Annotated in this window: 23 protein-coding genes; 4 read left to right on the top strand and 19 right to left on the bottom strand. The window is 75.8% G+C overall.

The window, feature by feature from the left end:
- Positions 1 to 146 precede the first annotated feature (146 nt).
- From CELF_RS06305 to CELF_RS20775, 4 genes are read right to left on the bottom strand one after another with little or no spacing between them, the layout of a single operon-like run.
- Positions 147 to 1262 carry an ABC transporter ATP-binding protein gene (locus tag CELF_RS06305; RefSeq protein WP_013770417.1) on the bottom strand — a complete coding sequence of 372 codons (1116 nt, stop codon included), beginning with the start codon at positions 1260 to 1262 and terminating at the stop codon, positions 147 to 149.
- Entirely contained in the window at positions 1259 to 2125 is an 867-nt protein-coding gene (locus tag CELF_RS06300; protein ID WP_013770416.1) for an ABC transporter permease, read from the bottom strand. The genes CELF_RS06305 and CELF_RS06300 overlap by 4 nt, the downstream gene beginning before the upstream one ends.
- Entirely contained in the window at positions 2122 to 2967 is an 846-nt protein-coding gene (gene modA / locus CELF_RS20780) for a molybdate ABC transporter substrate-binding protein (RefSeq protein WP_013770415.1), read from the bottom strand. Before modA ends, CELF_RS06300 begins: the two co-directional genes overlap by 4 nt.
- 2 nt (positions 2968 to 2969) lie before the next feature.
- Positions 2970 to 3374 (bottom strand): TOBE domain-containing protein, encoded by a 405-nt coding sequence (locus CELF_RS20775; RefSeq protein WP_013770414.1) that lies wholly within the window; start codon positions 3372 to 3374, stop codon positions 2970 to 2972.
- Positions 3375 to 3484: 110 nt separating this feature from the next.
- Between CELF_RS20775 and ppk2 the strand changes: the two genes are divergently transcribed.
- Positions 3485 to 4345 (top strand): polyphosphate kinase 2, encoded by an 861-nt coding sequence (gene ppk2, locus CELF_RS06285; RefSeq protein ID WP_013770413.1) that lies wholly within the window; start codon positions 3485 to 3487, stop codon positions 4343 to 4345.
- A gap of 73 nt (positions 4346 to 4418) precedes the next feature.
- Positions 4419 to 5798, top strand: coding sequence for a Na+/H+ antiporter NhaA (gene nhaA, locus CELF_RS06280; protein WP_013770412.1), 1380 nt, complete (start codon positions 4419 to 4421; stop codon positions 5796 to 5798).
- Between the two features lie 24 nt (positions 5799 to 5822).
- Here the strand turns inward: nhaA and CELF_RS06275 are convergent, their stop codons facing one another.
- The 13 genes from CELF_RS06275 to CELF_RS06215 all read right to left on the bottom strand — a co-directional run bounded on the left by CELF_RS06275 (position 5823) and on the right by CELF_RS06215 (position 14971).
- Positions 5823 to 6263, bottom strand: a complete 441-nt coding sequence (locus tag CELF_RS06275; protein ID WP_013770411.1) for an SRPBCC domain-containing protein — start codon at positions 6261 to 6263, stop codon at positions 5823 to 5825.
- A 39-nt stretch (positions 6264 to 6302) separates the two neighbouring features.
- Positions 6303 to 7136 (bottom strand): SDR family NAD(P)-dependent oxidoreductase, encoded by an 834-nt coding sequence (locus tag CELF_RS06270; RefSeq protein ID WP_013770410.1) that lies wholly within the window; start codon positions 7134 to 7136, stop codon positions 6303 to 6305.
- A gap of 38 nt (positions 7137 to 7174) precedes the next feature.
- Positions 7175 to 7699 carry a DsbA family protein gene (locus CELF_RS06265; RefSeq protein ID WP_013770409.1) on the bottom strand — a complete coding sequence of 175 codons (525 nt, stop codon included), beginning with the start codon at positions 7697 to 7699 and terminating at the stop codon, positions 7175 to 7177.
- Positions 7700 to 7732: 33 nt separating this feature from the next.
- On the bottom strand, positions 7733 to 8788 hold the full coding sequence (locus CELF_RS06260) for an NAD-dependent epimerase/dehydratase family protein (RefSeq protein ID WP_013770408.1): 1056 nt from the start codon (positions 8786 to 8788) through the stop codon (positions 7733 to 7735).
- Between the two features lie 25 nt (positions 8789 to 8813).
- On the bottom strand, positions 8814 to 10007 hold the full coding sequence (locus CELF_RS06255) for a zinc-dependent alcohol dehydrogenase (protein ID WP_013770407.1): 1194 nt from the start codon (positions 10005 to 10007) through the stop codon (positions 8814 to 8816).
- 2 nt (positions 10008 to 10009) lie between these two features.
- Positions 10010 to 10234 carry a hypothetical protein gene (locus CELF_RS06250; protein WP_013770406.1) on the bottom strand — a complete coding sequence of 75 codons (225 nt, stop codon included), beginning with the start codon at positions 10232 to 10234 and terminating at the stop codon, positions 10010 to 10012.
- A gap of 267 nt (positions 10235 to 10501) precedes the next feature.
- A complete protein-coding gene (locus CELF_RS06245; RefSeq protein ID WP_013770405.1) occupies positions 10502 to 10792 on the bottom strand; it encodes a hypothetical protein in 291 nt (96 codons plus the stop codon).
- A gap of 133 nt (positions 10793 to 10925) precedes the next feature.
- Positions 10926 to 11300, bottom strand: coding sequence for a type II toxin-antitoxin system death-on-curing family toxin (locus CELF_RS06240; protein ID WP_013770404.1), 375 nt, complete (start codon positions 11298 to 11300; stop codon positions 10926 to 10928).
- Positions 11297 to 11500 carry a ribbon-helix-helix protein, CopG family gene (locus CELF_RS06235; protein WP_170272028.1) on the bottom strand — a complete coding sequence of 68 codons (204 nt, stop codon included), beginning with the start codon at positions 11498 to 11500 and terminating at the stop codon, positions 11297 to 11299. The genes CELF_RS06240 and CELF_RS06235 overlap by 4 nt, the downstream gene beginning before the upstream one ends.
- A 362-nt stretch (positions 11501 to 11862) precedes the next feature.
- On the bottom strand, positions 11863 to 12333 hold the full coding sequence (locus CELF_RS06230) for a DUF5680 domain-containing protein (RefSeq protein ID WP_013770402.1): 471 nt from the start codon (positions 12331 to 12333) through the stop codon (positions 11863 to 11865).
- A gap of 110 nt (positions 12334 to 12443) precedes the next feature.
- Complete coding sequence (locus CELF_RS06225; RefSeq protein ID WP_013770401.1) at positions 12444 to 12995, bottom strand: methylated-DNA--[protein]-cysteine S-methyltransferase; 552 nt, start codon at positions 12993 to 12995, stop codon at positions 12444 to 12446.
- Between the two features lie 111 nt (positions 12996 to 13106).
- Complete coding sequence (locus CELF_RS06220; protein ID WP_013770400.1) at positions 13107 to 13934, bottom strand: ABC transporter permease; 828 nt, start codon at positions 13932 to 13934, stop codon at positions 13107 to 13109.
- Complete coding sequence (locus tag CELF_RS06215) at positions 13931 to 14971, bottom strand: ABC transporter ATP-binding protein (RefSeq protein ID WP_013770399.1); 1041 nt, start codon at positions 14969 to 14971, stop codon at positions 13931 to 13933. Before CELF_RS06215 ends, CELF_RS06220 begins: the two co-directional genes overlap by 4 nt.
- 95 nt (positions 14972 to 15066) lie before the next feature.
- On the opposite strand from CELF_RS06215, the gene CELF_RS06210 reads away from it, so the two are divergent.
- Complete coding sequence (locus CELF_RS06210; RefSeq protein WP_013770398.1) at positions 15067 to 16038, top strand: helix-turn-helix transcriptional regulator; 972 nt, start codon at positions 15067 to 15069, stop codon at positions 16036 to 16038.
- Positions 16039 to 16062: 24 nt separating this feature from the next.
- On the opposite strand, the gene CELF_RS06205 is transcribed toward CELF_RS06210, so the two are convergent.
- Positions 16063 to 16707, bottom strand: coding sequence for a nucleoside/nucleotide kinase family protein (locus tag CELF_RS06205; protein ID WP_013770397.1), 645 nt, complete (start codon positions 16705 to 16707; stop codon positions 16063 to 16065).
- Positions 16704 to 18353, bottom strand: a complete 1650-nt coding sequence (locus CELF_RS21510) for a mechanosensitive ion channel family protein (RefSeq protein WP_013770396.1) — start codon at positions 18351 to 18353, stop codon at positions 16704 to 16706. The genes CELF_RS06205 and CELF_RS21510 overlap by 4 nt, the downstream gene beginning before the upstream one ends.
- A 372-nt stretch (positions 18354 to 18725) precedes the next feature.
- Here CELF_RS21510 and CELF_RS06195 point away from each other — a divergent pair, with 372 nt between their 5' ends.
- Complete coding sequence (locus tag CELF_RS06195) at positions 18726 to 19721, top strand: DNA-3-methyladenine glycosylase family protein (RefSeq protein ID WP_244851211.1); 996 nt, start codon at positions 18726 to 18728, stop codon at positions 19719 to 19721.
- The last annotated feature ends 123 nt before the right edge of the window (positions 19722 to 19844 follow it).

Genomic DNA, 19844 nt, shown 5'->3' with positions numbered 1-19844 from the left:
CCCGCCGCCCCCTGTGAGTTCTCGCCCCCACCCCCGCCGTCCGAGGGGCTCGAGACGGCGGCACCACCACGCGCGCGACACCGGCGCGTCGCGTCCTCGCGCCGATGGCGCGCGCCCGAGGACGAGGTGGGGTCGGGGGTAGGACGTCAGGGGTGGGCGCGGAGGCGTTGGGCCTCCCGGGGGACCGTGAGCGTGAGGGGGGCGCCGACGCGCAGGTCCAGGTCCTGCAGGGACGCGGGTGGCACGTCGACGAGCACGTCACCCGTCGTGCGCACGCGCACCCCGGTCGTGCCCGGCTCCAGGTCCACGACGCACGCCTGCCAGGCGACCGCGCCGCCGGGCGCGCGGTGCGGGACGGCGGGTGCCGGGTCGGGCCGGGCACCCGGGGTCGCGGTGACGGCGTTCGGGGGGAACGTGAGCTGCGCACGGGTGCCCGCGGCGAGCCCGGGCGGGCAGGGGACGCGCAGGCCGTCGGCCGTGGCCAGGACCGTGCGGTCCCCCGCCCCGGCCACCGTGCCCACGAGCAGGTTGGTGCCCGCGAGCGCGGCGGTGAACGCGTGCGCGGGGTCGGCCAGGACCTGCGCGGGCACGCCGCGCTCGACGACGGTTCCGTCGACGAGCACGAGCAGGTCGTCGGCGAGCGTGAGCGCGTCGAGCGCGTCGTGCGTGACCAGGACGACCGCGGTGGCCGTCGCGCGCACCTGCTGCCGGACGACGTCCCGCAGCGCGGCGGCGGTCCGGACGTCGAGCTGCGCGAAGGGCTCGTCGAGCAGCAGGGCGCAGGGTCGGGCCGCGAGCGCCCGCGCGAGGGCGACCCGTTGCCGCTGACCGCCCGACAGGTCCGCGGGCCGCCGGTCGCCGAGCCCGTCGAGCCCGACGCGCGCGAGCCAGTCGTCGGCGTCCGCCCGGGCCGCGCGTGCGCCGAGCCCGTGCGCACGCCCGGCGAAGGCCACGTTGTCGCGCGCCGACAGGTGCGGGAAGACCAGCGGGTCCTGCCCGAGCAGCCCGACGGACCGGCGCTCGGGCGGCACGAGGAGGTCGCCCGCCCCGCGGTGCCGCCGGCTCAGGACGCGTCCGCCGGTGCGGACCTCGCCGTCGTCGGGGGCGAGCAGGCCCGCGAGGACGTCGAGCAGCGTGGACTTGCCGGCGCCGTTGGGGCCCAGCACGGCGAGCACGCGGCCCGGCTCCACGGCCAGGGCGGCGTCCAGCGTCAGGGCCCCCCGCCGGAGGCGGACGTCCGCGACGAGCGCGTCGCGGGTCATGCGGCCCGACCCGGGCGCCAGGCGCGCGCGGCGAGCAGCACCGCGACGGCGGCGGCGACGAGCAGCAGCGAGAGGGCGACCGCGGTGCCCTGCGAGACGCCCGCGCCGTTGAACGCGGCGTAGATCGCGAGCGGCATGGTGCGCGTGACGCCCGCGGTGCTGCCCGCGAACAGCGCGGTCGCGCCGAACTCGCCGAGCGCCCGCGCGAAGCACAGGACGGTGCCGCTGACCAGGCCGGGCGCCACGAGCGGCAGCGTCACGCGGCGCAGCACGGTCCACCGGCCGGCGCCCAGGGTCGCGGCGACGGTCTCGTACCGGGTCCCGACGGTGCGCAGCGCACCCTCGACCCCCAGCACGAGGAACGGCATGGCGACGAACGTCTGCGCGACGACGACCGCCAGGGTCGTGAACGGGATGGTCAGCCCGAACCACGTGTCGAGCGCCTGCCCGACCAGGCCGCGGCGGCCCAGGAGGAACAGCAGCGCGATGCCGCCGACCGTGGGGGGCAGCACGAGCGGCAGCGTGACGAGCGCCCGCAGCACGTCGGCGGTCCAGCCGCGCGACCGGGCGAGCACGACGGCCAGCGGCACACCGAGGACGAGGCACGCGAGCGTCGACGCGGTCGACGTCGCGAGCGACAGGCCGAGGGCGGAGAGCGCCTCGGGCGACGAGACGTCGGCGGGCAGGGAGCGCCAGTCGGCCCGCACGACGAGCGCCACCACGGGCAGGACGAGCAGCCCGAGGGCGAGCGCGGCCGGCACGCGCAGCAGCAGCGGGGTGCTGCCGACCTGCCGGGCGTCGGCACGCGCCCCCGCCGCTGGCTCGGCGGTCGCGGTCGCGGTCCCGGTCACGGTCACGGTCACGGAGCGACGAACCCGCGCGCGGCGAGGACCCGCTGACCGGCGTCCGACAGGACGAGGTCGACGAACGCCCGCTCGACGGCCTGGTCGGCGCTCGTGCGGGTCCCGGCCGCGAGCACGCCGATCGGGTACCGGTTCACCACGTCGGCGGCCTCGTCGACGTCGACGCCCTCGACCTCGTCCCCGGCCGCGCGCACGTCGGTGCGGTACACGAGCCCGGCATCGGCCTCCCCCGCGGCGACCTTGGTGAGGACCGCGGTGACGTTCTGCTCCTCGCTCGCCGCCGCGAGGCTCACCCCGGCGGCGGTCAGCACCGTGCGCGCCGCGGCGCCGCACGGCACCTGCGGGGCGCACAGCACGACGTGGCCGCCGGACGACGCGAGGTCGGCCAGGTCCGCGACGGAACGGACGTCCTGCGGGTTCCCGGCGGGCACCACGACCTGCAGCGTGTTCGTCGTGAAGACCTCCGGCGCGCCGTCGACGAGCCCTGCGTCGACGACGGTCGCCATGGTCGACTCGTCGGCGGTCGCGAGCACGTCGCCGCGGGCGCCCTCGAGGAGCTGCGTCGCGAGCGTCGCCGAGCCGTCGTAGACGGGCCGCACGTCGACGCCCGGGTGCGCGGCCTCGAAGTCCGCGGCGAGCTCGTCGAACGCGGCCTGGAGCGACGCGGCGGCCAGGACGGTGACCGTGCCGGCGAGCCCCCCGCCGTCCCCGCTCGTGGCGGCGCCGGAGGTCGACGCCGGCCCGGGCGCCGGGGCCGAGCACCCCGCGAGGAGGACCAGCGCGACGGCGACGGCCCCGCGCGACGCCCGCGGCCACCCCGGCCCGCGGGACGCCCGACGCACCGTCACCGGCTCCCGCCCGACGTCTCGACGACGACCGTCGTCGCCTTCACGACCGCGACCGCGAGCGACCCGACCTCCAGCCCGAGCTCGCGCACGGCCTCGCTGGACATGAGCGACACGACGCGGAACGGTCCGCACTGCATCTCGACCTGCGCCATGACCGTGTCGGTCACGACGCGGGTCACGAGCCCGGGCAGCCGGTTGCGGGCGGACGTGCCACGCGTCGTCGGGTCCGCGGGTGCGTGGGCACGCTCGACGGCGACGGCCGCGAGCGCCGCGCCGTCGACCGTCGCCCGCCCCGCCTCGTCGGGAGCGGCGTCGAGGGTCCCCGCGTCGACCCAGCGCCGGACGGTGTCGTCGCTGACGCCGAGCAGCGCGGCGGCGTCGCTGATCCGGAAGCGCGTCACGAGGCCGAGCGTAGCGCCGCAGATGCGGATCGCAGAGCCCCGTCGAGACGCAGCCGCGGATCATCCGCTGTCGAGCCGCGCCGCGGCCCGGCCCGCAGTAGCGTCCGGACATGGCGAAGAAGCCGAAGGGCGACAAGCCCTCGAAGGACAAGGGCAAGAACAAGATCCCCGACGAGGTCTACGAGGCCGAGCTGTTCCGGCTCCAGGCCGAGCTGGTCAAGGTGCAGCAGTGGGTGCGGCACACCGGGGCGCGCGTCGTGGTCGTCTTCGAGGGCCGCGACGCGGCCGGCAAGGGCGGCACGATCAAGCGCATCACGGAGTACCTGTCCCCCCGCGTCGTGCGCATCGCCGCCCTGCCGACACCCACGGAGCGGGAGAAGGGGCAGTGGTACTACCAGCGGTACGTCTCGCACCTGCCCGCCGCGGGCGAGATCGTGCTGTTCGACCGTTCCTGGTACAACCGCGCGGGCGTCGAGAAGGTCATGGGCTTCTGCACGCCGCAGGAGTACACGCGGTTCATGCGTCAGACGCCGATCTTCGAGCAGATGCTCGTCGAGGACGGGATCCTGCTGCGCAAGTACTGGTTCTCGGTGTCCGACGCCGAGCAGCTGCGCCGGTTCCGGTCCCGGCTCAACGACCCCGTGCGGCAGTGGAAGCTGAGCCCCATGGACCTGGAGTCGATCTCTCGATGGGAGGAGTACTCCCGGGCGAAGGACGAGATGCTCGTGCACACCGACGTGCCCGGCAGCCCGTGGTTCATCGTCGAGTCCGACGTCAAGAAGCACGCGCGGCTCAACATGATGGCGCACCTGCTCTCGACGATCCCGTACACCGACGTGCCGCACGAGGAGGTGCACCTGCCCGACCGGCCCGCGGCGTCGAACGGCTACCAGCGACCCCCGCGCGAGCTCTCGACGTACGTGCCCGACCACGTCGCGCAGCTGCGCGGCGACCCGGAGAAGCACCTCTGACGCCGACGCGCCGCGTGTTCGTCCTGCGCGGACGGGCGTTGCGTCGACGCGTGCCACCTGCGACGTTGGGGCCGTGGCCGCCCCTCCCACCACACCCGGTCCCCCGCTGCGCGTCCGGGTCCCCGCCCTCAGCCCGCCCGTGCGCCGCTACCTCGCCACCGAGGGTGGCAGCGCACTCGTCCTGCTCGCCGCGACGGTCCTCGCGCTCGTCTGGGCCAACTCCCCCTGGTCGCACGCCTACGAGGCGTTGTGGCACACCACGGCCGGCTTCCACGTCGGCCCGATGTCGCTCGACCTGGACCTGCACCACTGGGTGAACGACGCCGCGATGGCGGTGTTCTTCGCCGTCGTCGGCCTGGAGATCGCGCGCGAGGCGACGACCGGGGAGCTGCGCGACAGGCGGACCGTCGCGGTTCCCGCGCTCGGCGCCGTCGGCGGGCTGCTCGTGCCCGTGCTCATCTACGTCGCGTTCACCGCCGGCACCGACGCGGTGCACGGCTGGGGCGTCGTCATGTCGACCGACACCGCGTTCCTCGTCGGCGTGCTCGCGCTGTTCGGGCCCGCGTGCCCCGACCGGCTCCGGCTGTTCCTGCTGACGCTCGCGATCGTCGACGACATCGGGGCGATCACCGTCATGGCGGTCTTCTACACCGACGACGTCGACCTCGTGGCGCTCGGCACGGCGGCGGTGGTCGTCGGGGCGATGGTCGTCATGCGGTGGCTGCGCGTCTGGCAGCTCACGCCCTACGTGCTCGCGGGGGTGGCGCTGTGGCTCGCGGTGCAGGCGTCGGGGGTGCACGCGACCCTCGCGGGCGTCCTCGTCGGGCTGCTCGTCCCGGCGACCGTGCCGCAGCGCGAGCACGTCGAGGCGGTCGCGGGCTACGCGGGCGACCTCGTCGACGACACGACGGCCGAGCGTGAGCACCTCGCGGAGCTCGCGGCACGTGCGGCCGTCCCGACGAGCGACCGGCTCCAGCGGATCCTGCACCCGTGGTCCGCCTACGTCGTGGTCCCGCTGTTCGGGCTCGCCAACGCGGGGGTCGTCCTCGACGCGGACGCCCTGTCGGACGCGGCCCGCTCGCGCGTGACGATCGGCGTCGCGGTCGCGCTCGTCGTCGGCAACGCGGTGGGCATCACCGGCGCGGCGACGCTCGCGATCCGGCTGGGCCTCGGCGACCTGCCCGGACGCGTGCGGTACGGGCACCTGCTCGGCGGCGCGGTGCTCGCCGGGATCGGGTTCACGATCTCGCTGTTCATCGCGCAGCTCGCGTTCGGCGACGACCCGGCCCTGCTGTCCGAGGCGAAGATCGGCATCCTCGCAGGGTCGCTCGTCGCGGCCGTCGCGGGCTCGGTGCTGCTGCGCTGGCTGGGCGAGCGGCTGCCGCTGTGCTCGCCGGGCGGGGACGGCCCGCCGCCCGCCCTGCCGCCGCTGCCGTGGCGCGCGCCCGACTGACGCGACCCCCTCCGTCCGGCCGGGTCAGCCGTGCCGCTCCGTCGCGAGAGCCGCGTACCGGTCGAGGATCCGCGGCCACTCGGCGAACTTCTCGCGTGACGACACGTTCTGCGGCGTCCAGCCGCCGTGCTCGAACGCGACGAGCGTCCCGCCGTCGGGGAGCGGCGCGAACGACACGGTCACCGTCGTCGGGTGCTGCTCGTCGACGCCGAGCACGGACGTGTGCACGAGCCGGTGCGGCGGGTCGACCTCGGTGACCGTCCCCACCGGGACCGCGCCGAGGCGCTCGTCCTGGAGCAGCACCTGGCCTCCGATCCACGGCTCGATCGTCGCCCCGCGGAACCCGTGCGGGTCCGGCGAGTAGTCCGGGTGCCACCAGCGCCCGATCTCCTGCACCCACAGGTCGAACGCCACCCCGGGCGGGCACGGGACGGTGTACTCGAGGCGCAGCGGCGAGGTGTCCATCGCCTGATCCTCACCGAGTGCGCGCGGGTGCGCGACCGGTCACGCGAGCGGGTCGTCCGGCCCCCACGTGCTCAGCCGCAGCCGCCGCGCGTCGGTCCGCAGCGCGTCCGCCGTCGCCGCGCGCAGCGACGCGACGGTGTCGGCCCCGGCGCGCACGAACCGGCCGCTCCACGCGTCGAGCTCGCCGTCGCCGAAGGCCCGCACGAGCTCCGCGACGTCCTCGACGGGCGTCCACTCGGTGCGGTCGTCGTGCACGGGCATCGCGCCCGTCATGTCCGTGGCGACGACCCCGGGGGCCAGGTCGAGCACGCGCAGCCCGCGCTCGCGGTACTGCGCGTCGAGGAGCGTGGTCAGCCGCGCCAGCGCGCCCTTGCTGATGCCGTACCCGGTGTACGCCCGGCTCGCGTTGACCCCGGCGCCCGAGTTCACGTTGAGCACGCGCCCGCCGCCGCGCGCCAGCATGGCCGGCAGCACCGCGTGCGTGACGAGCATCGGGCCGCGCACGTTGGTCTCGACCACGCGCCACGCGTCCTCGACGTCGTCCTCGTCGAACGGGACCTCCGCGCGCTCGATGACGCCCGCGTTGTTGACGAGCAGACCCACGCCGCCGAGGTCCTCGAACGCCGTCTCGACGCGCGCGACGACGTCCTCGACCGCGGTGGGGTCGACCAGGTCGCCGGCGGCGACGGTCACGCGGGCGCCGGTCGCGCGGGCCTCGTCGGCGACGTCGTCCAGGTGCGCGCGCGTGCGGCCGACGAGCGCGACCGCCCACCCGGCCCGGGCCAGGCCGAGCGCGACTCCCCGGCCGATGCCGCGTCCGGCACCGGTGACGAGCGCGGCGCGCGGGACGGGGATCGGCGTGTCCGTGGTCATCCGGCCATGGTGCCGCACGCCCCGCGTGCGCGCCCGGGTCACCCGCCGGCGCGCGCTCCCGCTGCTCGCACGGCCGCGAGAAGGGTGTCGACGCGGGCCCGGCCAGGCTGCACGACGCCGTCGACCAGGATCGTCGGCGTCCCCCGCACGCCGCGCTCGACGGCCGCGGCGTAGTCCGCCTGGATCGCCGGCGCGTACGCCTGCACCGCGTCGCCCGCGACCGTGCCCGGGTCGAGGCCGAGGTCGCGGGCGTAGCGGCGCAGGTCCGGCTCGGTCAGGCGGTCCTGGTGCTCCAGCAGCACCGCGTGCAGGTCCCAGAACCGGCCGACCGCCGCCGCGGCCTCGGTCGCGAGCGCGGCGGTCAGCGCGTAGGGGTGCAGCTCGAACAGCGGGAAGTGCCGCCAGACGAGCCGCGCGAGCCCGCCGGAGGAGTCGACGACCTCGCGCAGCACCGGGCCCGCGGCCCGGCAGTACGGGCACTCCAGGTCGCCGAACTCCAGGATCGTGACGGGAGCGTCGACGGGTCCGTACACGTGCCGCTCGGGTGAGACGTCAGGCGTCATGGGCCGATCCTGCCCGATCGCCCGCGCGTCGCGTCAGCGGCGGCGGGGCAGGTCCCGCGGGAGCAGCGGCGGGCTCGCGGTGCCGGCGCCGTCGACCATGCCCTCGACGACGTCGCGCACGGCGTCGACGGCCGACCAGGACGCGCGCCACCCGAGCTCACGCTCCGCGCGCGTCGTGTCGAGCACGGGCGCGTTCACCGCCATGTCGAGCCAGCCCGGTCCGACGGGCAGGGCGCGCGCGTGCCACGCGGTCGCCATGGCCGCGCGCACGACCGGCACGGGCACCTCGCGCACCGGTGTGCCCTCGCCCCCGACGACCCGCGCCACGTCCTCGCCGCGCAGCACCTGCGGCGCCGCGACGTTGAACGCGCCGCGCACCTGACGCACGACCGCCTCCCGGTACGCCTCGGCGACGTCGTCCGCGTGCACGGCCTGCAGCCGCACGCCCGCGGGCCACGGCAGCACAGGCACCTTCCCGCCGAGCACCCGCTCGGGCACGAACGGCCCGAGGAACAGCCGCGTGATCTCGTACCCGGCGGCGCGCTGGAAGATGAGCGCGGGGCGCAGCCGGGCGACGGCGAGGTCCGGGTGCGACTCGTCGTACTCGTCGAGCAGCCGCTCCTGCGCGGCCTTGTCGACGCTGTACTGCGAGCTGCGGATCCCGTCCGTCGCCCACCCCTCCGCGCGCGGCACGTCGTCCGGCGCGGGCGAGTACGCGCCCACGGACGACGCCGCGACGACGTGCGGGACGCCCGCACGGACGGCCGCCTCGAGGACACGGCGCGTGCCGGTGACGTTCACGTCGGCCAGGCGCTGCCGGTCGTGGCTGGGCTGGATCGCCCACGCGAGGTGGACGACCGCGTCGGCGCCCGCGAACGCCCGGGCGAGCGCGGCGACGACCTCGTCGTCCGGGCCGCGCGCCCCCACGTCGACCGACACCCACGACGCGACGTCGTACGGCGGCGGCGGTGTCGTGCGCGGCGTGCGCCGGGCCACCCCGACGACGGACGTCACCGTCGGGTCGCCGTGCAGCCGGCGCAGCAGCGCCGTGCCCGCGTTGCCGCTCGCGCCCACCACGACGACCTTCATGCGTCCGCCTCCGTCCGCGTCACCGTCAGGCTCCGGGGTCCAGGACGACCTTGATGCAGCCGTCCTCCTTCTTCTGGAACATCGCGTAGGCCGCAGGCGCGTCCTCGAGCGGGACCCGGTGCGTGCGCAGGTCGAGCACCCCGAGCGGGTCCGCCGGGTCGGAGGCGAGCGGCAGCAGCGTGTCCGTCCACCGCCGCACGTTCGCCTGGCCGAACCGGAACGTGAGCTGGCGGTCGAAGATGTCCATGAGCGGGAACGGGTCGACCGCGCCGCCGTACACGCCCGACACGGACACCGTCCCCCCGCGCCGCACGGTCTCGATCGCGGTCCGCAGCGCCGCCAGCCGGTCGATGCCGGCCTTCTCCATGAACGGCCGCGCCACGGCGTCGGGCAGCACGACCGCGGCCCGCTGCGCACCCGCCGCGAGCGGCGAGCCGTGCGCCTCCATGCCGACCGCGTCGATCGCGGAGTCCGCACCGCGCCCGTCGGTGAGGTCCCGGACCGCACCGAGCACGTCGTCCGTGCTGCCGACGTCGATCACGTCGATCCCGTGCCGCTGCGCCATCGCGAGCCGCTCGGGCACCAGGTCGAGCCCGATCACCCGAGCCGCGCCGCGGTGCCGCGCGATCCGCGCCGACATCTGGCCGATCGGCCCCAGGCCCACGACGACCACCGTTCCGCCGGCCGGGACGTCGGCGTACTCGACCGCCTGCCACGCCGTCGGCAGCACGTCCGACAGGTACAGGTACCGCTCGTCAGGCTCGCCGTCGTCCGGCACGACCACCGGCCCGTAGTGCGCCTGCGGGACGCGCAGGTACTGCGCCTGCCCGCCCGGCACGCTGCCGTACAGCGACGTGTACCCGAACAGCGCGGCACCCTTGTCCTGCTCGTGCACCTGCGTCGTCTCGCACTGCGACTGCAGGCCGCGCCGGCACATGAAGCACGTGCCGCACGCGATCCCGAACGGCACCACGACCCGGTCGCCGACGCGCAGGTTCTGCACGCCCGCACCGACCGCCTCGACCACACCCATGGCCTCGTGCCCGAGGATGTCGCCGCGCTCCAGGTAGGCGCCGAGGAAGCCGTACAGGTGCAGGTCCGAGCCGCAGATCGCCGTCGACGTGACGCGCACGACCGCGTCCGTCGGGTCCTGGATCGTCGGGTCGGCCACCGTCTCGACCGACACCTTCTCGCGGCCCTGCCAGGTGAGGGCCCGCACCGTCAGCCCTCCCGCGGGTTGAGGTTCGCGGGGTCCGCATCGGGGTCGTCGTAGCCCGTGCCCTCCTCGCCGGACGCCTGCGCACCCGTGCGCGGGTTGAGCATCCCGGGGTCGGCGTCGGGGTCGGGCGTCTCGCCCTCGACCGAGCGGGCCGTTGGCGTCGACGTGTCGTCCGGGGGCAGCGTGCCGTCGTCGGGGGTGGTGGGGGTGTCGTCGGGGGTCGTCATCGCTCCACGCTGACACCGCACCGCGCCGTGCGCATCCCGAGCCGGCCCGCGCCGGGCGCGACGCCCGACGTGCAGCGCGGCAACCACGGGGTCACCGTGCGCCCATGCAGGTCACGCGTCGTGGCGCGCTCGCGGTGCTGCCCTCCGTCGTCCTCGTGGGCGGGTGCGCCGTGGGCTCGACGCAGCCCTCCCGCCGACCCGCACCGCTTCGCGCCGGGGTGTCCACCACCCGGGCGGCCCAGCAGCTCGATGCGCCGGTCGCTGGTGTCAGCCAAGACCTCCGTGCGCGGCCCATCGCTCTGCCGCCCGGTCCGCCGCCGCTGCGACGAGCGCTGCGAGCTCCGGCCGGTCCGGCACGCGGAACGACACGTACGCTCCCCGCCCGCCCGCGACCGGTCGCCCGTACGCCTTCGCGGCCAGCGTCCCGTCCGGGAGCAGCCGCACGTTGAGCGTCTGCAGCTCGAACGCCTCGCCGCGCCGCTCGTCCGTCCACCTCAGGTCCGCAGGGATCGTCACGTTGATCGCGAGCGCACTGACGACGACATCCGCACCGGTCACCCGCCGATCCTCACATGCCGCGCCGTGCCGAGGCGTCCTCGACGACGAGGTGATCGCACGGGGTAGCAGGCCGTGGGCGGGTGCGTCAGGAGAGGGACAAGGGTGGCCTTGCCCGCTCACGTCGCGCTCCGGCTCACCAGGCTCCGGTGAGCCGGAGGAGGCGGGCGCGAATGCTCTCGACGTCGTCCACGCGGCCGGCCGCGACGTCCATGATGAGGTCGTACGCCTCGTCGTTCGTCGCGGTCAGCCGTGTTCCGTTGACGCCGAGGAACACGATGGTGCCGGCAAGCGCCAGTCGCGTGTTCCCGTCCACCAGGGCGCGGTTGCGAGTCAGCGAGTGCAGGAGTGCCGCTGCCTTGGCGAGGAGGTCCGGATACGCGTCGGCACCGCCGATCTGAGTCCGGGGACGGGCTGCGGCGGACTCGATCAGACCGACGTCTCGGACCACGAGGTCGCCGACGACCCGTCGCGCGACAGCAAGGAGCTCCTCGGCGGTGAGGTAGATCATCGACCGAGACGCTCGAGCGCCTCGGCGTAGCGGGGGAGCTCGCTCTCCATGACGGCATTGATGAGATCGTCACGTGATGTTCGCTCGATGTAGTCGCGAACGGCTTGGCGCGCCACGTCCTGCATCGAGCGGTGCTCGACCTCGGCGCGGCGCCGCAGGGCCTCGGTCTCGGCCATGTCGAGCCGGAGAGTCATCGCCATGGCTCGACGGTTTCATTCTCGGTATCAGGCCGTCCTGGCAGGAGTCGACGGGGCGCATCGGCGACTCGCCGCTCTGCGTGCCGTAGGTCGAGGCCGAGGCTCGGACGCTCTGTGCGGCGTGACGGCCTGTTCGTCGCCGAGATGATCGAGGCTGCCGAACGGATCGTGACCCTGGCCGACGGGCTCGATGCCACGGCGGTCGATCGCGGTCTCACGGTGCGCGACGCGCTGCAGTGGAACATCGCCGTGTTGGCAAAGCGGCGACCCAGGCCTCGGAGGCGACGCCGTCCCGCCACACGGAGACCTGCACGATCGGGGCGTCGAGCGTTCCACCCTCGGCGTCCGCCGGCGTCGGGGGCGTCTCACCAGCGGACCAGGCCGCCGTGGTAGAGGAGCTCGTAGCTGGGGACCCCGTCGGTCTCGATCCACTCGCGACCCTCGAAGTGTGTGACGTCGCCGGTGTTCGTGTCGCGGTAGAGATGCTCCTCGTGACGGTGCTCCCACCCACCGAGGAACCGTCCCTGCGCGTAGAGACGGGTGAGGGCGGCCTTGAGCACTGCGCCTGAGGACTCGGCAGTGATGAGGTCCGGACGGAGCAGGTAGCCGTAGTAGTTCATGGCCCACACGGGCGTCCCGTCGTGGGACACGAGCTCCTGACCGAGGAAGTCGGCACCCCCGGCGTAGCTGTCCAGGTAGGAGAGGTCCCCCTCGGCGTACGGCAGGTCCACGGTGCCGGGGCGGCAGGAGGGGCCGTGCGCTCCGTCACCGATGTAGGTCTGGCGCTTCGCGCGCACGACGAAGGCTGCGAGCCGGGGCGTGTCGATCATGGGCATGGTCGGACGGTAGGGCCGGCCACCGACACGTCCGCGGAGGTGCGGACGAGTCCGACCCGGTCGGGCGACAGGCCGGTACCGGCACGCTGCGCTGCGGTGCTCGTCCTGCCTCAGAGGAGGGTCGGCTCCGGCGCGACCGGCGGGCTCTCGAGGTCCAGCAGGTAGCGCTTGCGCTCGACGCCCGCGGCGAATCCGGTGAGGGTGCCGTTCGCCCCGATGACGCGGTGGCACGGGACGACGACGGCGATGCGGTTGGCACCGTTCGCGGCACCGACCGCACGCGACGAGGTGCGGGGGTCGTGGCCGATGTCGGCGGCGAGCTCGCCGTAGGTCCACGTGGTGCCGTACGGGATGCGGAGCAGCCCTTCCCAGACACGCACCTGGAACGCCGAGCCGACGAGGTGCACGTCGAGGTCGAACTCGGTGCGGTCGCCGGCGAGGTACTCGGTGACCTGGGTCGCGGCGGCGCGCAGGGCGGTGCCGGTGCGCGGGCCGTACGCACCGGCCGCGACGACGTTGCGCTCGCGCGTCGAGGGCAGCAGCAGGCCGGTGAGGACCTCGTCGACGCCGATCAGGGTCACCGGCCCCATGCCCGACTCGACGACGGCGTGCACCGTCGGCCCGTCGGGTCGCTCGACCACCCGCACACCCATGCCGCTCATCCTGCCCGCTCCTCCCGACAACCCCGCCGCTCCCCCGCGACCGACGACCGGCCGCGCGCCCTCCACGAGGAAGACGCGCGGCCGATCCGTCCTGTGAGGTCCGGACGCGGGTCAGTCGGTCGAGCGCACGATCGTCCGGACCCCGACGACGAGCCCCACGACCGCGGTCGCGGCGGCGGCGACCCAGCCCCAGCCGACGGCGGCCGCGCCCAGGTCGCCCGCGAACAGCGCGCGCTCGGCGTCGACCACCCACCGCAGCGGGTCGAACGCGGACGCGACGCGCATCCACTGCGGCCCGGACTCGAGCGGCAGGAGCATGCCGGACAGGATGAGCAGCGGGAACAGGAACGTCTGCTGCACGACCCAGAACATCCACTCCTGCTTGCGGACGGCGATCGCGAGCGCGTAGGACAGCGACCCGATCCCGATGCCGAGCACGGCGAGCATCGCGATGCCGAGCACCCCGCCGACGGGGTCGGCGCGGAAGCCGAACGGCAGCATGACGAGGACGACGATCACGGCCTGCGCCGTCAGCGGCACCATCTCCTTCAGGGAGCGGCCGACGAGCTGCGACGAGCGGGACAGCGGGGTCACGAGCATCCGTTCGTGCGCGCCGGTCTGCATCTCGTACTGCAGGTTCGAGCCGGTCGTCGAGGTCCCGAACAGGGTGGTCATGACGAGGATCGACGGCACGAACCACTGCCAGACGTCGGCGCCGGACAGCCCGGACTCGCCGACCGAGCCGACCAGGAGCGGCCCGAACAGCGCGAGGAACACGAGCGGCTGGACGAGCCCGAAGACGACGGAGAACGGCTCGCGGACGACGGGCCGCAGCTCGCGGGTCATGACGAGCCAGACGTCGCCGAACCAGGACCGGTGGACGGCGGGCGCGGCCGCCGGGGTCGTGACGGGCGGGGTGGTGAGGGTCGCGGTGCTCATGCGGCGTCCTTCCGGGTGCTGTCGGTGGTGGCGTCGGCGGGGTCGTCGGTCGGTGCGGCGGGGGCGCCCTCGTCGCGCAGGCTGCGGCCGGTGAGGGCGAGGAAGACGTCGTCGAGCGTGGGCCGGACCGCCTGCGCCGACGCGACGGTCAGGCCGGCGGACGCGGCGGCGACGACGACCTGCGGGACGGCGGCGGCCGCGTCGGCGACGCGCGCCTCGACGACGGGTCCGTCGACGGTGACGTCGCGCGCCCCGGGCAGGCGCGTGACGAGCGCGGCCAGCGCGGCGGCAGCGGACCGTCCGTCGGGAGCGCCGGGGGCCCCGGCGCGCAGGACGAGCCGGTCGCCCGCGAGGTCCCGCTTGAGGGCGTCGGCGGTGTCGTCGGCGATCACCCGGCCGTGGTCCACGACGACGACGCGCTCGGCCATGGTGTCGGCCTCGTCGAGGTAGTGCGTCGTGAGCACGATCGTCATGCCGTGCTCGGCGCGCAGCCGCAGGATGTGCTCCCACAGGTTGGCGCGCGTGTGCGGGTCGAGGCCCGTGCTCGGCTCGTCGAGGAACAGCAGCTGCGGCGCGTGCACGAGGCCCAGCGCGACGTCGAGCCGTCGACGCTGGCCCCCGGACAGGTCGGACACCTTGCGCCGGGCGAGCGGCCGCAGGTCGAGCGCGTCGAGGAGCTCGTCGGTGCGCCGGCGCGCGGTGCGGGCGTCGAGGCCGTAGACGCGACCCTGCACGGTGAGCTCGTCGGCGGCGCGCTGCACGTGCCCGGCGCCGTTGCCCTGCCCGACGTAGCCGATGTTGCGGCGGACCGTGCCGGGGTCGGTGCTGACGTCGGCCCCGGCGACGACGGCGCTGCCCGCCGTCGGGCGGATGAGCGTGGTGAGCATGCGCATCGTGGTCGTCTTGCCGGCGCCGTTCGGGCCGAGGACGGCGACGAGCTCGCCGGGGGCGACGTCGAGGTCGATGCCGCGCACGGCGTGCACGGTCTCGGTGCGGCTCACCACGAAGTCCTTCGTGAGCCCTCGGGTGCGGATCATGGGCGGTCTCCTGTCCGGATGGTCGGCGGTACGTCACCCACTGTCCCGGCAGTAGCGGTCAGATCCTGTCCGCTACCTCGTGGCAGTCTGGGCAGATGTCGACGCCGTCCGCCCGCCTGCTGTCCCTGCTGTCCCTGCTGCAGGCGCGTCGCGACTGGCCCGGCGACCTGCTCGCCGACCGGCTCGGCGTCAGCCCGCGCACCGTCCGGCGCGACGTGGACCGCCTGCGCGACCTCGGCTACCCCGTGCGCGCGACGAAGGGGCCCGACGGCGGCTACCGCCTCGACGCCGGCTCCCACATGCCGCCGCTGCTGCTCGACGACGAGCAGGTCGTCGCGCTCGTCGTCGCGCTGCGCACCGCCTCCACGGGCATCGCGGGTGTCGACGAGGCCGCCGTGCGTGCGCTCACGACCGTCCGCCAGGTGATGCCCGCGCGGCTGCGGGCGGCGGCCGACGCGCTCCAGGTCACCGCCGTCGCGCGCGGCCCGCGGCCCGACCACCCCGAGGTCTCCCCCGACACGCTGCTGGCCGTCGGCACCGCGGTACGCGCCCGCGAGGTGCTGCGGTTCGACTACGACGGCGGGTCCGCACCGGCCGCGGGCGAGGTCGCCCCGCCGCGTCGCGCCGAGCCGCACCACCTCGTCACGTGGGGCGGGCGCTGGTACCTCGTCGGCTGGGACCTCGACCGCGCCGACTGGCGCACGTTCCGCGTCGACCGGATGACGCCGCGCACCCCGACGGGTCCCCGGTTCACCCCGCGTGAGCTGCCCGGCGGCGACGTCGCGGGGTTCGTCGCGGCGAAGTTCGGGCAGTCCGTCGACTGGCCGTGCGTCGGCGAGGTCGTGCTCGACATGCCCGCCGACGCCGTGCGCCGCTGGGCCGGTCGCGGCGCGCTCGTCGAGGACCTGGGCGACGGCCGGACGCGCCTCGTGCAGGGCGCGTGGTCGTGGGACGGGCTCGCCGCGGTCGTCGCGCTCTTCGGAGCGGACCTGCGCGTCGTCGGCCCGGACGACCTGCGCGCGGCGGTCGCCCGCCTCACGACGCGGCTCACGGCCGCCCTGGGCTGACGTCGGCGCGGTGCTCCGGACGCGTCAGGCGTGGACGACGAGGGCCGGGTGGGACGCGTCGTCGACGCGGACCACCACGTCGGCGGTGTGCTCGGGGTCGGTCTCGGCGGCGTAGCGCGCGTAGGCGGGCAGGAGCCAGCGCTCGTCCTCGGGCAGCCGGCGGGCGAGCGTCGCGGGCCGGACCGCGAGGTGGACCGTGAGGTCGGCGGGCAGGCCGCGCCCGAGGAGCAGGTCGCCGTCGAGCACCAGCACGGCACCGTCCGGAGCCGTCGCGTAGGGCGCCCGGGTGGCGCGGTCCCGTGCCGCGTCCCACAGGGTCGGCAGGTAGCGGCCCGTCGTCCGGAACGGGTCGAGCGTCTCGCGCAGCAGGCCGCCGACGTCGAGCCGGTCCTCCAGGTACGCGTCGGGGTCGTGCCGGCCGTGCTCGAGCCGCACGGACGCGGGCCGCAGGAAGTCGTCGGCGCAGACCCGCACCGCGTCGCGGCCGGCGGCGCGCAGGGGCTCCACGAGCGCGTCGGCGAGCTCCGCCGGCTTCGTCACCCCCGCCCCGTCGACCACGACGACGCGCCGGCCGCCGACGGGGATGCGCTCGACCACGTGCTCGACGAGCCGCGCACGGCTCACGGGCCGCACGACGAGCCCGCCCGCGGGTTCCGCGTGCCGTGTCACGGGCGCGGCTCCGGGCGCGGGTCCCCCTCGCCCGCCTGCTGCTCGCGCTCGTCGAACGCCTGCTGGCCCGGACCCTGGAAGGACCGCGACCGCTCCAGCGCGTCGATGCTGCCGGTGAACAGCCGCGCGTCCTGGGCCGCGGGTGGCAGCAGCATCGTGTCGTCGGCCTGGCGCTCGTCGCGCTGCCGCTCGCGCCGGCTGCGGCGCACGGGCGCCCGCGTGCCGGCGCCGTCCGCGGGGCCCCCGTCCGCTGGGGCCGTGTTCGCGGGGGCCGTGTCCGCGGGAGCCGTGCCCGCTGGGGCCGTGTCCGCCACGATGCTGCCCGTCGACGTGGGGCCGCCGTCGCCGGTGCCCGCGCCGACGTGGTCGTCGGCGGTGCGCCCGGCCACGCCCCCCGGAGCGACCGCGCGCCGGTCCGCGTCACGCCCGTCGGGCTCCCGGTCGACCGCGCCGCGACGAGCGCTCGCCTCCTCGACGGGCCCCCGTCCCTCCCAGCGCGTGCGCGGCAGACCCTCCGGCGCCTCGCGCTGCAGCCAGCCGACGAGCCCTTCGCGCACGTAGCAGCGCAGGTCGAACAGCGTCGGCGCGTCCTTGGCGCTCGCGAGGACCCGCACCCGCACGGACCCGCCCACGGCGTCGGTGACCTGGAGGATCCCGACGCGGCCGTCCCACAGGTCGGTGGCCTCCAGCAGCCGGCTGAGCTCGGCGCGCATCGCGTCGACGGGGACCTCCCAGTCGAGGTCGAGCTCGACCGTGCCGAGCAGCTCGGCCTGCCGGCGGGTCCAGTTCTCGAACGGCGTGGTCGTGAAGTGCGTCGAGGGCAGGATGAGGCGCCGGTCGTCCCAGACGTGCACGACGACGTAGGTGAGGGTGATCTCCTCGATGCGCCCCCACTCGCCGTCCACGACGACCACGTCGTCGACGCGGATCGCATCGGTGAACGCGAGCTGCAGACCCGCGAACACGTTGGCGAGCGAGCTCTGCGCGGCGAGGCCCGCGACGATCGAGAGCAGACCCGCGGACGCGAGCAGGCTCGCCCCGAACGCGCGCGCCGACGGGAACGTGAGCAGGATCGCCGCGACCGCGCACAGGACGAGGACGGCCACGGTGATCCGCCGCAGGAGCTGCACCTGCGTCCGCACCCGCCGCGCGCGGCGGTTGTCCTCGACGTCGATGCGGTAGCGCGCGAGCGCGGCGTCCTCGAGCACGAACGCGAGGCTCCCGACCAGCCACGCGACGGCGACGATGAGCAGGATCAGCAGCACGTGCTCGACCGTGACCCGCCACGGCGACGGCTCGGTGCTCAGCCGCAGCGCGACCCAGACACCCACGACGAGCAGGACCGCGCGCGTGGGGCGGCGCGAGCGCCGGGTGAGGTCCGCGGCGACCGCGGACCGACGGGCGAGGCGGCGCACGAGCACGCCGACCAGCGTGGCGACGACGTACGCGACGACGATCCCCGCCGCGACGGCGACGACGGGGCCGACGACCCCGCCGACCTCGTCGACGACCGACTCGTCGGGGGCGGGCGTCGCCGCGGGCAGCGCGGCGAACGACGCGACGGGCGGCGGGGCGGAGGCGAGCGCGGGCGGGAGGGGGGACGGGAGCGCGGGCGGGGCGGCCGCGAGGAGCGCGAACGGCGGCATCCCGCCAGCGTAGGCAGCACGCCCGTCGACGCACCTCCGGGCCGGGGTCGCACTCCGCGACGCGACGGCGCCGGATGTCCGGCCGCGGCCGCGCGGGCCGGCCGGACATGCAGGCGCCCCGCCCCCGGCGACGGGGGCGGGGCGCTCGAGAGGCGTCTCGCCGGCACGAGGCGTGGCGCACTCCCTGAACCCTGACGGGCGGCCCGACTCTCGTCGGACCCTCGGCATGCGCGGTGACCCGCAACTGGCCGATCCGGGCTGCTGACGGGATCGGCTTGCACCATTTGACCACTGCTTGGCGCGCAGCGCACCTCGAACGGACGTCCAGGAGGTGCGGGCGATGCGTGGGCGGCCGGACCTACAGTCGGCGGGGTGACCGCTTTGCCGCCGCCGGGCCGCACCCCGGGGTCCGTCCCCCGCCCACGTCCTGCGCCCGCCGCCACCACGCCGGACCTGCCCGGTCCGGGAGCCGGCACGTCGCCCCGTGGCGGCCCGAACCTCCCGCCGGGCACGCCGTCCGGCCCGCGCCGCGTGGCCACGCCCGTCCGGCTCGACGTGCCGCTCGACCCCGCCCCCCTGCTGGCGTCCCTCACGGCGCACGCGGTCCCCGGCGTCGAGACCGTGGACGGTGCCGAGGTGACGCGCGCGGTCGTGCTCGGCGGCCGCGCGACCCTCGTCACGGCGCGGCTGACGGACGACCGCGTCGAGGTGCGGGGCGACGCACCGGACCCGGCCCTCCGAGCCGTCGCCACGCGCTGGTTCGGCCTCGACGACGACCTGGCCGCGGTCGTCGACGCGCTCGGGCCCGACCGCGTGGTCGGACCGCTCGTGCGCCGCCGGCCGCACCTGCGGGTGCTCGGGCACCTCGACGGGTTCGAGGCGACGCTGACGACCGTGCTGGGCCAGCAGGTGTCGCTCGCCGCGGCGCGCACCTTCTCCGGGCGGCTCGCCGCGGCGTGGGGAGAGCCCGGCCCGGACGGGTTCCTGCTGTTCCCCCGGCCGGAGACGATCGCCGCGCTCGACCCCGACGAGGTGCAGCGCACCGTGCGGGTCACGGGCGCCCGGGCGCGGGCGCTGCATGCCGTGGCGACGGCGTTCGCCGAAGGGCTGGACCTGGGTCCCGACGTGGACCGCGTCGAGGCGCGGCGCCGGCTGCACGCGCTGTCGGGGGTCGGGCCCTGGACGGTCGAGTACCTCGCGCTGCGGGTCCTGGCCGACCGCGACGCCCTGCCCGGTGGCGACGTGGTGCTCCGGCGGGCCCTGGGCGCCGACGGGACGCGTGCGGTCGAGGCGGCCGCGCAGGCGTGGCGCCCGTGGCGCGCCTACGCCGCGGTGCACCTGTGGACGGCCCACGCGTTCGCCCTGTGACCTGCACGCGCGGACGCGGCGCTGTGCCGACGGCCGCCGTCCTTGCGCTGGTCGCGGGCCCGATCGGGCGACGGTGACGTCACGATCCGGCCACATCCGCGGCGCCGCGTCACGATCCGGCCA

It is taken from the genome of Cellulomonas fimi ATCC 484 (assembly GCF_000212695.1).
In the GTDB taxonomy this organism is placed as follows: Bacteria; Actinomycetota; Actinomycetes; order Actinomycetales; family Cellulomonadaceae; genus Cellulomonas; species Cellulomonas fimi.
The sequence above is the reverse complement of the archived record's forward strand: the minus strand, read 5'-3'. Positions and strand labels throughout refer to the sequence as shown.

Excerpts from the sequence above, each read along its gene's own strand:
- CELF_RS06265 (WP_013770409.1), bottom strand. The coding sequence starts at position 7,699 with ATGACGCCTGACGTCTCACCCGAGCGGCACGTGTACGGACCCGTCGAC.
- CELF_RS06225 (WP_013770401.1), bottom strand. The coding sequence starts at position 12,995 with ATGAGCGGCATGGGTGTGCGGGTGGTCGAGCGACCCGACGGGCCGACG.
- CELF_RS21510 (WP_013770396.1), bottom strand. The coding sequence starts at position 18,353 with ATGCCGCCGTTCGCGCTCCTCGCGGCCGCCCCGCCCGCGCTCCCGTCC.
- CELF_RS06260 (WP_013770408.1), bottom strand. The coding sequence starts at position 8,788 with ATGAAGGTCGTCGTGGTGGGCGCGAGCGGCAACGCGGGCACGGCGCTG.
- CELF_RS06275 (WP_013770411.1), bottom strand. The coding sequence starts at position 6,263 with ATGGACACCTCGCCGCTGCGCCTCGAGTACACCGTCCCGTGCCCGCCC.
- CELF_RS06220 (WP_013770400.1), bottom strand. The coding sequence starts at position 13,934 with ATGAGCACCGCGACCCTCACCACCCCGCCCGTCACGACCCCGGCGGCC.
- CELF_RS06215 (WP_013770399.1), bottom strand. The coding sequence starts at position 14,971 with ATGATCCGCACCCGAGGGCTCACGAAGGACTTCGTGGTGAGCCGCACC.
- CELF_RS06230 (WP_013770402.1), bottom strand. The coding sequence starts at position 12,333 with ATGCCCATGATCGACACGCCCCGGCTCGCAGCCTTCGTCGTGCGCGCG.
- CELF_RS06270 (WP_013770410.1), bottom strand. The coding sequence starts at position 7,136 with ATGACCACGGACACGCCGATCCCCGTCCCGCGCGCCGCGCTCGTCACC.
- CELF_RS06235 (WP_170272028.1), bottom strand. The coding sequence starts at position 11,500 with ATGGCGATGACTCTCCGGCTCGACATGGCCGAGACCGAGGCCCTGCGG.
- CELF_RS06240 (WP_013770404.1), bottom strand. The coding sequence starts at position 11,300 with ATGATCTACCTCACCGCCGAGGAGCTCCTTGCTGTCGCGCGACGGGTC.
- CELF_RS06305 (WP_013770417.1), bottom strand. The coding sequence starts at position 1,262 with ATGACCCGCGACGCGCTCGTCGCGGACGTCCGCCTCCGGCGGGGGGCC.
- ppk2 (WP_013770413.1), top strand. The coding sequence starts at position 3,485 with ATGGCGAAGAAGCCGAAGGGCGACAAGCCCTCGAAGGACAAGGGCAAG.
- CELF_RS06250 (WP_013770406.1), bottom strand. The coding sequence starts at position 10,234 with ATGACGACCCCCGACGACACCCCCACCACCCCCGACGACGGCACGCTG.
- CELF_RS06210 (WP_013770398.1), top strand. The coding sequence starts at position 15,067 with ATGTCGACGCCGTCCGCCCGCCTGCTGTCCCTGCTGTCCCTGCTGCAG.